We start from the raw sequence: 12,576 nt of genomic DNA, 5'->3' as shown, positions 1-12,576 counted from the left end.
ACTTCATCATATCAAAATCAACTACATAAGAAAATCAATCCTCTAATATTCTCTACGAGTTATGGGGCAAATCGGTTACAAAAAAGAAGCAATCACACCGTTTGTGACTGCTTCTCCTTCTTTACCCTCTTAATGTAGCCCTAGTCTCGATTGGAGCTTGCTTACGATTTGCTCGTGAACAACTTGAATGTCTTCGTCAGTGAGCGTCTCTTCTTTATTTAAGAACGACAGCGCATACGCAAGCGACTTCTTGCCAGCTGGCAAATGCTCCCCTTCGTATACATCAAATAGTTCAACATCCCTTAACCACTTGCCGCCATTTTCTTCAATAGCCCGTTGTACTTCCGAAGCGGATATTTTCTCATCAACAACGATGGCAAGGTCTCGCCTTACACCTGGGAACTTCGGTAACGGATCATATTTCATTACTGTATCTCGTTCCTTGAATAGTACATCGGCGTTCAGTTCGAACACGTACGTTGCCGCTAGACCACGCTCTTTCGAAACGGTCGGGTGAAGTTCACCGATAAAACCAATGAGCTCATCACCCATGAGAATTTCTGCACTCCTTCCAGGGTGCAAGCCAGCGCGCTCTGCTTTTTGGAATGTCCATTCATGGTGAACGCCTAGCTGTTTCGCTAACCCTTCGACGATTCCTTTAACGACAAAGAAATCAACGCTCGTCGTTGTTTCTGCCCAGCTAGACTCCCCGAATGCGCCCGTGAGTGCACCTGCAATTCTCAACTCTTCATGTGGAAGATTGTCATCTGGCGTTGGCAAGAAGACCGAACCCATTTCAAAGAACGCCACATTCGTTTGTTGACGGTTCTTATTGTACCCAACACTATCGAGAAGGTGTGGAATGAGACTACGGCGAAGCACTTGACGCTCTGCACTCATTGGCATGAGCACGCGTACATCCGCTGCTGTTTCCTTCAACATGAATTGTACAGACTTGGTTTCACTTGTCAGGGAGTACGTAATGGCTTCATTCATGCCTGCCCCTTCTAAGAAACGCCGCGCTTTTCGTTTCAATTTTTGGGTGTTCGTTAAGCTGCCGCCCGTTCGTTCCCCTATAGGATAGGTGCTCGGGATGTTGTCATAACCATGAATCCGAGCCACTTCTTCCATTAAGTCTTCTTCAATATTTAAATCGAGCCTTCTTGCTGGTATGATGACTCGCCAAGACTCACCGAGTGACTCCACTGTGAATCCGAGACGATACAAAATCTGCTCAACTTCTTCAACATGTAAGCTCGTCCCGAGCCGTTGGTTCACTCGGCCTAAATTCACTTCAACCTCTTGTTGATATTGCGGCATTTCGCCCGACTCAACAATGCCATTTAACACCGAGCCTTCGGCATATCGTTCAAGAAGATACGCTGCCCGTTCTGCGGCTTCACTCGTGCCTTGGGATTAATCCCTTTTCAAATCGCATACTTGACTCACTACGAAGACCGAGACGTTTGGCGGTCTCGCGCACGTTCAACGCATCGAACTGAGCGGCTTCAAGGAGTATGGTCGTTGTGCTATCCACCACTTCAGATGATGCACCACCCATGACACCCGCAAGCGCTACCGGATCTGTACCGTTCGTTATGACCACATCGGTGCCTGCTAACACACGCTCTGTTTCATCTAGGGTAATCATTTTCTCTCCAGGTTTTGCTTTTCTCGTCACCACTTCATCTGTGCCAAACCGATCGAAGTCAAACGCATGTAGGGCTGACCGTATTCGAGCATTACATAGTTCGTAATATCAACAACATTATTGACCGGTCGCATTCCCGCACCAATTAAACGCATTTGCATCCATTTCGGTGATGGGCCAATCTTCAACTTTTGGACGACTTTTGCCCCGTAGTATGGTACATCTTCACCGTTCTCCACAGTTACGCTGACAACGTCTGCGACATTTTTGCGCACCGCGCCGTGTTCGATGTCCGGCACATGAATCGGACGGTCCAAGATGGCGGATAGTTCATAAGCAACGCCGATGATGCTGAGCGCATCCGCACGATTCGGTGTTAGATCTAGTTCTAAAATGACGTCATTTAATCCTAAATAGTCAAGAGCGTCGCCGCCGGGTACCGCATCATTTCCAAGTTCAATAATTTGATCTTGTTCTTCTTTTGGAATCATATGATCGGCTACACCTAGCTCATCAAGTGCACAAATCATTCCTTCAGATACTTCGCCACGAATTGTCGTTTTCTTAATTTCCACATTCCCTGGAAGAACGGCTCCGGGTTTCGCTACAACGACGTATTCTGCAGCAACAACGTTCGCAGCACCGCAAATAATTTGCGAAGTTTCTTCCCCCGTATCGACTTGGCAAATCGTTAGTTTGTCTGCATCAGGTGGGGGGCCGTTTCAATCACCTTACCGATTACCACGTGGTCAATGCCATCATGAAAACGATGGACATGGTCGACTTCTAATCCACCTCGAGTCAATAATTCGGCGACCTCTTCCGGTGTGATGTCTTTTAAATCTATATAATCATTTAACCATTGATAGGAAACGAGCATTGTCTCCTTCACCTACTTTCATCGCGATATTAAAGGTTTTTAAACTGTGAGAGAAATCTCGTGTCATTCGTGTAGAAGTGCCGGATATCATCGATGCCATATTTGAGCATCGCAAATCGCTCAACACCCATTCCGAAAGCAAAACCAGAATACACTTCTGGGTCAAACCCATTCATTTCCAACACTCTTGGGTGAACCATGCCTGCACCGAGTACTTCAATCCAGCCCGAATGTTTGCATACTCGGCACCCACTACCTCCACAGACGCCACAATTCACATCAATCTCAGCTGAAGGCTCTGTAAACGGAAAATAGCTCGGACGTAAACGGATTAAGCGATCATTACCGAAATACTGCTTCACAAACGCGTCAAATACGCCTTTAAGGTCACTCATTCTTACGTTTTTATCGACATACAAACCTTCAATTTGCGTAAACTGGTGAGAATGCGTCGCATCGTCTTCATCACGTCGATACACTTTTCCGGGGCTAACCTTGCGAATCGGCCCTTCCCCTTTTGCAGCTTGTAGCGTTCGCGCTTGTACCGGGGAGATGTGCGTTCTTAGCAACGTGTCATCGGTAATATAAAATGAATCTTGCATATCTCTTGCTGGATGGTCTGGTGGCAAGTTCATCATCTGGAAGTTGAAATAATCCAATTCCACTTCAGGTCCTTCTGTCACTTCAAACCCTAATCCAATAAAAATATCTTCAATTTGCTCAACGACGGCCGTTAATGGGTGCGTCGCTCCTTGTGTCATTTTACGCCCAGGCAAGGTGACGTCGATTTGCTCTTCCGTCAACTGCTCGCGCAGTTTTGCTTCTGCAAACAGCGCAAGCTTCTCATCAATCGCTTGTTGAATCATTTCTCGCACTTCATTGGCTTTTTGGCCGACGACTGGACGCTCCTCAGCTGAGAGCTTTCCCATTCCCCTAAGCACTTCCGTAATCGGTCCCTTTTTCCCTAGGTAGGTAATGCGGACTTGTTCGAGCTGTTTTTGGTCCTCACTATTAGTTACGCCTGTAAGGGCTTCAACTTTCAGCTCTTCTAATCGTGTAATCATTCTCTTCCTCCTTATCTTCACCGTCAATACAAAAAAACTTCGTCTCCCTAAAAAGGGACGAAGGTTTCGCGGTACCACCCTTGTTACCGACTCATGCAAAGGCTCGAGTCGATCACTCGATCACTGGTAACGGCAGTAAACCGGGGCACCTTGTGACCGGTGCCAACTCCAGAGTGAATTCAGGTGAGCTTAAAGGGAAAGGCTTGCAGTCTTTGGCCCATCCTCCCTAGACATCAGTGTTCACCGTACTACTCTCTATCAACGTGTTCGTGCATGTGTAATTTGTTCTTAGTATAGATGGTTTTCGCTAAGCTTGCAAGGGCTTAATCATGAACTTCTAAATTGGCTGAAATCTACAGGCCTCTTTTCAATAAATGCATTCTTCCCTTCTAATGCTTCATCTGTTTCATAGAACATCGCCAAACTTCCAAGTGCCATTTGATTAATTCCTGCAATGCTGGCAGAATCGGCATTAAAGGAATATTTCAACATTTTTAGTGCTGTCGGACTTTTCTCTAACATTTCGTTCGCCCAATCTCTCGCTTCTTCCATCAGTTGTTCGTGTGGAACGACTTTGTTTACGAGCCCCATTTCATACGCTTCATCCGCTGAATACTTCCGGCATAAATACCAAATCTCTCTCGCTTTCTTTTCGCCAACAATTCGTGCTAAATATGCAGAGCCAAACCCGGCATCATAGCTTCCTACTTTCGGACCGGACTGACCAAAAATCGCGCGCTCTGAGGCAATCGATAAGTCACAAATGACGTGTAAGACGTGCCCGCCGCCGATCGCGTAACCATTCACAGCAGCGATCACTGGCTTAGGGATATTGCGCATCACATAATGAAGAGTTTCCATCTCTAATCCCATTCCGCCGGTTAACCCGCCATTCGTTCCATAACCTCCGCTATCACGATCTTTTTGATCTCCACCTGCACAAAATGCTTTATCCCCAGCCCTGTTAAGATGACGACGCCAACGCGATTATCATCCCACGCGTCACGAAAGCTGTAGATTAACTCTTGCACCGTACGCGCCCCGAATGCATTATATTTTTCTGGTTTGTTTATCGTAATTGTGGCGATGCCTTCGGATTTCTCATAGATTACTTCTTCTAGTTCCATCATGTTCCCTCCATTTTAAATTAAACGATTTTCGTTTTCCATTGTTCCAACAACCGAAATTTTTGTATCTTTCCTGAAGCCGTTCGTGCGAGTTCGGGTACAAGCTCTATATACTCCGGCCATTTATATTTCGCTACATTTTGTTCTTCTAAATACGTGACCATCATCTCGTACGTAAACGTTCCATTCGGGTTAAGAGTGATGAACGCGCACGCTTTTTCTCCCATCCTTTCGTCTGGTACTCCGACCAACGCAACTTCTTTAATTGAAGCATGCTGAAGCAAAAGATTCTCAACTTCAACCGGGCTAATATTTTGACCACCACGAATAATCATATCTTTTTTTCGTCCGACAACCCGTACGTATCGGTCGGAATCCAACGTGCCTAAATCTCCGCTATAATACCATCCGCGCTCATCTAGATATTTCCTAGTAAGCGACGGATCATTGAAATACCCAACGAACACGTTCGGTCCTCTCGTTGCTAATTCTCCAATTTCATCGGTTGCGAGAGATTTACGGTCATCGTCGACAACTTTCGCATCAATTCCTTCCAACACTTGACCATCTGTTTGGCTAACCCATTCTTCAGAATCATGTAAGCAGCTAATCGCATGAGGAGGGCTTTCACTTGCCCCATACACAGACAATAACCGGAATCCATTTTCTTTCGCTTCGTCAACAAGATGTCTTGGGATCGGGGCACCCCCACATAAAAAGAACCTGAGCGTCGATAATGCACCAGGGTTGCCTTGTTGTTGAATTGCTTTCAATATATCGTGGACAAAAGTTGCTGCACCCATTGAAAACGTACACTTTTGCCTTTCGATGACCCGAACGGCTTTTTCACCTTGGAAATGGTCCATGAGTACACTCGTCGCTCCGGTGATGAGTGGCAAATTCACAGCATGCAAAAAGCCGGTAGCATGAGAAAGAGGAGATGCCATAAAAACGCGATCATCTTCTGTTATGTTCAACGCCTTTTGCATCGCCTTCTCCCCAAATAATACGGTGTTGTGTGTATGCACAACCCCTTTTGGCAATGATTCTGTTCCAGATGTAAACAAAATGACGAGGGCGTCATCCGCATGTACGTCAGGGGCATCCACGTGTTTATCTACAGGCAACAAATGAAACGGCAAAAACCGACGATCTTGAACGGACTCCCCTTCTTGTTCAAGAAGGTACACATCGGGAAGGTTTACCGAATGAGCGACCTCATTAAGAATAGGCTCATACGCTTTTTTACGAAAGTGACAAACAGATATGTGTAGTGCTGGTCGACTGATCGTAAACATGTTCGCGACTTCTTTTGCCGTTGCGTTCACTGGTATTGGGGTAAAGATAACGCCTATTTTTGTGCAAGCAAGGTAAATCGCTACATATTCAATCCAATTTGGCAACTGAACGGACACGACATCGCCTTTTTTTAACCCTTTTACTAGAAAACCATTAGCGATTTCTGTTGAAAAGGTTCGTAACTGCTCATACGTAATGGATCGATACGGGTCAATCACTGCGACTTGGGTAGGGTTAGATTGAACCGCTTTCAAAAAGGTTTCATAAACGGTACGCGTTTGCCAATGTCCTCGCTCATAGTAGTGGGCTTTTCGTTCTTCATGGATGTGCATCCCGTTGACCACGTTTTACACGCTCCTTTACGTTTTACTTTTCGGTCTGCCTGCCAAGTGTTGTTGTATCGTCCCTAATAATCCACCATCAACGATAAGGCTTTGTCCTGTCATATATGCACTTTTGGCTGATGCTAAAAACAGAATTACGTCGCTAACATCTTTACTCGTACCAATTCGTTTCAATGAAACGAGAGATTCACGCACGACTCGCATTTCTTCATCGTTATAAATGTCCTCGGTGAGCGGGGTGTGAATTAAGCCGGGACTCACACTGTTTACACGGATGCCATACGCCGCCCATTCGGCAGCCATTTGTTTCGTGAGCATCGTTAATGCTGCCTTACTCGTGCTATAAGCCCCATACCAGGGTAAGCTTCATGTCCTGCCATTGAACCGACGTGTACGATCGAACCTGCTTGCTTTTGCAAAAGAGGAACGAGTTGTTTTGATAATAAAAACGGCCCCCGCACATTTGTACTTAATACACGATCCCAACTGTCGGTTTCCAAATCCATGAGTGGGGCTGGAATGGATATGCCTGCATTGTTTACAAGCACATCCAGATGATCAGTGTAACGCTTCACTTCTTCAGCAAACGTCTCAATGCTGTTCTCACAGCTCAAATCCAGTGGCAAAATCTGTACCGGTGCTCCTTATATTCTTCTTGAAGTTGCATGATGGCATCTCGATTTGAATGGACAGCGGCAATGACCGTTGCCCCGTCATTGAGAAACGACCGGGCGGTTTCAAGACCGATACCTCCATTTGCGCCTGTAATGACAACGATTTGATTTTCATGTTCAGTCAAGCATATAACCTCCTTACGCTAGAAAAATACGTTCTGGGTCAAACTCACGTAACCACGTAAGTTCTTTGGCGCTCACTGGCCCGGCAACTTCACACTTCTCATGAACGTCAGCTTTCCATGGAATGAGCTGATTAAACCTCGACATGCTATCTTTATGCATCCATTCCACAACTTGAAATGCATCCCCTTCGGCACCTCGTTCAAGCACACCTTCTGGTGTATAAATTTGGTGGACGTGATCCCCTGGGGATGTAACATGAGGGACGGTCGACACAAACTTTCGACCATCCCCATACATCATCGCAACGACACCGTGAGCAACAGCAGCAATATCATTAGCCCCTCCAGAACCAGTTAGGAACAAATTCTTTTCTGGAATCATCGTCGAGTTGATCTGTCCATACTGATCAATTTGCGCACCAGAGAGAATGGCTAATGTGCGATGGTTTTTGTCACCTACCATTTGACCAAGAATTTCTACGAAACTACTTTGTTTTTTATTATTGTATAAATTATTAAAATTAAAAATATAAGAGTCACCTAAAGCGGGTTTGTATCCGTAAAAACCTGTCTCTGTCAATAGTTGCACTTTCACTCCTTCAGCTTCTAATTGACGGTGGACGAGCCAAGCCGTCAAATGAGAAATGCCAATTCCAGCGAGCAACATCGTGTAATTTTCCGCTTTAATCTTTTGAGCAATCCGGCGACTAGACACGATGATGAATGTTTCTACGTCAGTTAACGGACGATCGTCGTGCTTGATCGTTTCGGTGGTGTTCGGCCTCGCCGCTCGTTCAAGTTCGTGCAATCGCTCTTCCCCTAAATGGCTCAAAAAACGGTTATGACTCACATCCAAATGTTCTCGCTCCATCCACGTTTCAATAGATTCTCCACGTTGTACAGCGTGACGAAACGATGTACGGAACTTATAATCTTCGCTATAACTATGCTCGGAGTACCCGATTGGCGAAACACCAAACGGATGCGCACTATACGGAAGTTCAACGACGGCATCGACGAGATGCGCGGGCACTTTCACGAGGTGAGACAACGATTCGATCTTTTTAGCATTCACGATCTTCTCCGCAATGACCACCACCTTCTTGGCGGCATAGATTCCCCATAAATCTTCACCATAAGGTGGGGTTACGACCGTGTTCCCATCTTCATCAGCAACACTTCCATGCACAATCGCCACATCCGGTACGAGTGAACGAATCATGACCGTATCTTTTCCTGTATTCTCGTCATGTGTATAAAAGGCGACGCCTGAGTTCAAATGTGTTTGTAGCAATGAACTTCCTTGTAAGGAGCGGGTAGGGACATAATCAAAACCGTTTGCAGCCGCCATGAAACGTTGTGGGATCGTAAGGTTCGTCCAGTACTCGAGCGTTAACCGCTCCTCCTTCGCTTGTTTCATAATGACTTTGTTCGGGGCGGGGGAAGGGTATGTTTCCCCGAAGAAAGCCCCAACGAGCTTTCTTACTTGACCGGCCCACACAAGGGCGATGGCGTGTTCGAGCATACCCGTGCCGACTAGCTCAAGTTGAAGTGCTTGGTTTTTATTTTGGCGAATGATTTCCCACGCGTACGCCATTGCCCGATTGTGCGTAAAGCTAAAATGAAGAACACATTCAGGAAAAATAAACTGTTGGACGCTTTCGGATAGACTGATTACTTTTGTCATCTCAGTCATCCTTTCTACTCTGCCATCAGGTAACTGCCAATAATCATACGCTGCACTTGATTACTTCCATCTAAGATCTGGAATACTTTTGCATCCCTCATTAAACGCTCGACTGGATAGTCTTTCATATATCCGTAGCCACCTAGCACTTGGACAGCATCTGTTGTTGCGCGCATCGCCATATCGGTAGCATAACACTTTGACATCGATACCATCGCCATCGTTTGTTTACCGACCTTCGGTGATTCACGGTCCACTCGTTCATTCGTTTCCCGGACGAGGCAACGGGCGGCTTCTAATTCCATTGCACGATCAGCTAGCATAAACCGAATCGCTTGAAAATCACCAATTCGTTTCTCAAACTGCTTCCGCTCTTTCGCATATTCAACGGCTTCATCTAAAGCGTTTTGAGCGATGCCAAGCCCAATCGATGCCGCTCCCCACGAACGCATGCTATTTCCCGTTACCGTGAGCAATTCCCAGCCATCGCCTTCATGACCGACAAGCGCGCTTTCCTCCACTTCGCAGTTCTCAAAGATAATATCCCCGGTCATACTTCCATGGAGGCCCATCTTCTTTTCAATTTTGCCGTAGTGTAACCCTGGGGTATCTTTATGAATGAGAAATGCGGAAATATCTTGTTCTGACGTTTTTGCAAACACGAGATAATAGTCTGCTACTTGCGCTAATGTGACATAGATCTTCGTACCATTTAATGTATATCCGCCTCGTTCATTCTTCTTTGCAAATGTACTTAAAGCTCTTGCATCTGACCCTGCATGAGGTTCAGTTAAACAGATGGCACAGAGGGCATCTTCTTTCGACAACGCTTTGAAAAACCGCTCTTTTTGCGGTTCTGTTCCACCCAAAGCTACCATGCGTATGACCGTATGCGTCGACAGCATCGTCGTTCCCATCATCGCTAACCCACGACTAAGTTCTTCGATTACTTGGGACAACAGCGATGAACTTGCATCAATGCCTCCGTATTCTTCTGGCAACGACATTCTAAGCAATCCATTTTCTGCAAGCGTACGTGCAAGATCATGCGGAAATTCGTCACGCTCATCCACTTCCATCGCTCGTGGGGTAATTTTATCTTTTCGGATTCTCTTTACCGTTTGGATCATTTCTTCTTCAAAGGTTTTTTCGGTAATCATTCGGTTTCCTCCTCGTCAAATTTTCTGTTAGTCAGCCATTGTTAAGCCGCCGCTTACACTCGTTACTTGCCCCGTTAAATAACCTGCCCGCTCAGAAGCGTAAAACCCTACGGCGTAGGCAATGTCTTCTGGCTCTGCCAAACGTTTAAGGGGAACTGCTTTTACGAGTGCTTGTTTCATTTTCTCTGGTTGCGATTGAAATAGTGCGGTATCTGTCGGTCCAGGACATACACAATTGACAGTAATTTGATGTCTTGCCATCTCTCTTGCCAATGATTTCGTGAAACTAATCACCCCCCTTGGCTCCTGCATAAACCGTCTCTCCCATACTACCGACACGTCCCGCATCGCTGCCGATGTTAATAATCCTTCCTGAAGAACGCTCAATCATTTGCGAGAGTACCGCTCGACTTCCATACAAAGCTGATTTAAAGTTGATATCGATGATTTTTTCCCAATAGCTTTCGTCGTTTTCAATAAACGGTTCAATAATGTCCCAACCAACCGTATTGACGAGTACTTCTACCGGACCTAGCTCCTGTTCAATGTCACTTACGGTTGCTTTTACGTCACTGAAACTCGTCACATCGGTCTTAAAAAAACGGCTGTCCGTTTTCTTATTCAATTCGTTTGCAGATGCCTTTCCAGTTTCTTCATTCAATTCACATACGGCCACGGAAAACCCCGCTTCAGCCAATTCTCTTGCCACTGCAAAACCTATGCCTTGCCCAGCTCCGGTTACCATTGCTACTTTTGCCATTTCTCTTCACTCCTTTTCATGAATGAACGTACGTTCGTTTTTACTTACTCATAAATTCAGGTGCTTTTTTGGTCAGAAAAGCTCCATACCTATGCGGGCGTCCTCCGATGAAAACGCATTCAAAGTTTCCGTTAACTCACGCTCAGATCCTAGCGAGTGGGTCTGTTCGCTAGCGGTCTGAATGCAACGTTTTACACTAACAATCGCAGAAAGGGACTGATTGGCAAGCTGTGAGGCGATTTCCAGAACGTCTTCTCTGCCATTGACAACACTTGAAACGAGTCCGTGTTGATATGCTTCATCCGCATTCCACTGTTTACTAAAGTAGATCAATTCTTTTGCTTTCGTTTCACCGATTAACCTCGTCAGTCGTTGCGTACCGCCTGCCCCAGGAATTAAGCCTAGTTTGACTTCGGGTAATCCGACTTTTGCAACCTGTCTATTCATAACACGGAAGTCACAACTCATCGCTAACTCTAAACCACCGCCGAGGGCATGACCTTCAATATAAGCAATTGTCGGCTTACTCATTGCTTCGAGTTGGTCGTACAATTGCTGTAAATCTTTAACGTAGTGAACCATCTCTCTTACTTGCTGTAGCTGGTGAAACGTCTCCATCATCTTAATGTCAGCACCTGCAACAAATGCTCGAGTGAGGCTGCGAATGATGACGACCCGGTCTTGTGAACACGCTTCTACGTCATGAAACGCTTCGCGCAATTCTTCAATTAACTCTTTGTTCAACGCATTTACTGGCGGACGATTTAAAAGAATCTCGACAACCCCTTCGTCACGCAACAGTTCAATGTACTTCAATTGATACCCTCCTTATCCACGAATGAACGGTCGTTCGTATGACGATAATTTACCATACATATCAGAAAAGTTCAAACTTTTGTGTGTGCTACTCTACAGAAATCATCCGTCTAATGTGCGCTTGTTGTTCGTCAATGTACTCATCAATGGACATTCTCGAACGGAAATACCACTGCTTTAACCCCCACATATGGCCGAGAATAATGATGTCATATGCGACAAGTGACACGTTAATTGAAGACTTAAATACCCCTTCGTTGACGCCCTCTTGTAAAATGTCTTCATAAATCTTATTCGTCTTTAGTTCCAACTCTTTAATGTATTCACGATATTTTTTGGATAGTGATTTTGAAGACACATAGGCGAGTATCACTTTCTCATATTCTTGGTCTATGATGCGATAATAATGATCGATGCCCGCAATCAACTTATCCTTCGGGTTGAGCGTCGAATCAATTCCTGAGTGGAGTTGATATTCATACCTTTTCAGAATGTACTCTAAAATGAGCACTAAAATTTCCTCTTTATTCGTCACGTACTGATAAATTGACCCGATACCAATACCGGAGTGCTTCACAATTTGACGAATCGTTGTTGCGTGATACCCGTGTTTGCTAAACAATTCAGTTGCTGCCTCAATTAACTTTGTATGGTTTTTTTGGACGAGTAACTCATCTTCCACTTGTGCTTCAATCATTTCAGAATTGAACGCAAACACCGCTTCTTGCTTCATGTTGAAAACCCCTTTTACTTAACTTCTGGATAGTCCATTATATCACCAATATTTCATAAATTACATGAAGCTAGGTAGAAAGGTGACGAAATGAGGAAACACGATGAGAATGAATAAACAAACGAAGACAGCCACAATCATCGGAATGACACCTTTAAAGATATCCTCAATAGGAATATCTTTGGCAATACCTTTCACGATAAATACATTCAAGCCAAGAGGCGGCGTCATAAGACCAACGTTTACGACGAGCACC

The 12,576-nt window shown here is 45.2% G+C and carries 7 protein-coding genes, 4 pseudogenes and 1 other annotated feature; all 11 genes and pseudogenes read right to left on the bottom strand.

All coding sequences use genetic code 11. From position 1 onward, the window contains the following. Window positions 1–121: 121 nt before the first annotated feature. Window positions 122–2,531, bottom strand: a pseudogene (pheT, locus tag JCM19037_RS15985) (phenylalanine--tRNA ligase subunit beta). Window positions 2,532–2,560: 29 nt separating this feature from the next. Continuing rightward, window positions 2,561–3,595, bottom strand: a complete 1,035-nt coding sequence (pheS, locus tag JCM19037_RS15980) for a phenylalanine--tRNA ligase subunit alpha (RefSeq protein ID WP_042402918.1) — start codon at window positions 3,593–3,595, stop codon at window positions 2,561–2,563. A 50-nt stretch (window positions 3,596–3,645) separates the two neighbouring features. After that, window positions 3,646–3,866 (bottom strand) — a binding site (T-box leader). A gap of 56 nt (window positions 3,867–3,922) precedes the next feature. Continuing rightward, window positions 3,923–4,722, bottom strand: a pseudogene (gene menB, locus JCM19037_RS15975) (1,4-dihydroxy-2-naphthoyl-CoA synthase). A gap of 20 nt (window positions 4,723–4,742) precedes the next feature. Next, window positions 4,743–6,365, bottom strand: coding sequence for an AMP-binding protein (locus JCM19037_RS15970; protein WP_081829362.1), 1,623 nt, complete (start codon window positions 6,363–6,365; stop codon window positions 4,743–4,745). Window positions 6,366–6,380: 15 nt separating this feature from the next. Continuing rightward, a pseudogene (locus tag JCM19037_RS27535) lies at window positions 6,381–7,164 on the bottom strand (SDR family NAD(P)-dependent oxidoreductase). Between the two features lie 13 nt (window positions 7,165–7,177). Beyond that, window positions 7,178–8,851 carry a CoA-transferase gene (locus JCM19037_RS15955; RefSeq protein WP_042402914.1) on the bottom strand — a complete coding sequence of 558 codons (1,674 nt, stop codon included), beginning with the start codon at window positions 8,849–8,851 and terminating at the stop codon, window positions 7,178–7,180. Between the two features lie 14 nt (window positions 8,852–8,865). Then, window positions 8,866–10,011 (bottom strand): acyl-CoA dehydrogenase family protein, encoded by a 1,146-nt coding sequence (locus JCM19037_RS15950; protein ID WP_042402913.1) that lies wholly within the window; start codon window positions 10,009–10,011, stop codon window positions 8,866–8,868. A gap of 27 nt (window positions 10,012–10,038) precedes the next feature. Continuing rightward, window positions 10,039–10,756 (bottom strand): annotated as a pseudogene (locus JCM19037_RS15945) (SDR family NAD(P)-dependent oxidoreductase). An 87-nt stretch (window positions 10,757–10,843) separates the two neighbouring features. After that, window positions 10,844–11,587 carry an enoyl-CoA hydratase/isomerase family protein gene (locus JCM19037_RS15940; protein ID WP_042402911.1) on the bottom strand — a complete coding sequence of 248 codons (744 nt, stop codon included), beginning with the start codon at window positions 11,585–11,587 and terminating at the stop codon, window positions 10,844–10,846. A gap of 88 nt (window positions 11,588–11,675) precedes the next feature. Next, window positions 11,676–12,320, bottom strand: a complete 645-nt coding sequence (locus JCM19037_RS15935) for a TetR/AcrR family transcriptional regulator (RefSeq protein ID WP_042402909.1) — start codon at window positions 12,318–12,320, stop codon at window positions 11,676–11,678. Window positions 12,321–12,380: 60 nt separating this feature from the next. Next, window positions 12,381–12,576: TRAP transporter large permease subunit (locus tag JCM19037_RS15930; protein ID WP_042402907.1), on the bottom strand; the 196-nt coding region annotated here is incomplete at its 5' end.

Origin of the sequence: Geomicrobium sp. JCM 19037 (assembly GCF_000698105.1) — a bacterium.
In the GTDB taxonomy this organism is placed as follows: Bacteria; Bacillota; Bacilli; order Bacillales; family Marinococcaceae; genus Geomicrobium_A.
The sequence above is the reverse complement of the archived record's forward strand: the minus strand, read 5'-3'. Positions and strand labels throughout refer to the sequence as shown.

What these genes read in the sequence shown, in the direction of transcription:
- JCM19037_RS15935 (WP_042402909.1), bottom strand. Translation starts at nt 12,320, where the DNA reads ATGAAGCAAGAAGCGGTGTTTGCGTTCAATTCTGAAATGATTGAAGCA.
- JCM19037_RS15955 (WP_042402914.1), bottom strand. Translation starts at nt 8,851, where the DNA reads ATGACAAAAGTAATCAGTCTATCCGAAAGCGTCCAACAGTTTATTTTT.
- pheS (WP_042402918.1), bottom strand. Translation starts at nt 3,595, where the DNA reads ATGATTACACGATTAGAAGAGCTGAAAGTTGAAGCCCTTACAGGCGTA.
- JCM19037_RS15950 (WP_042402913.1), bottom strand. Translation starts at nt 10,011, where the DNA reads ATGATTACCGAAAAAACCTTTGAAGAAGAAATGATCCAAACGGTAAAG.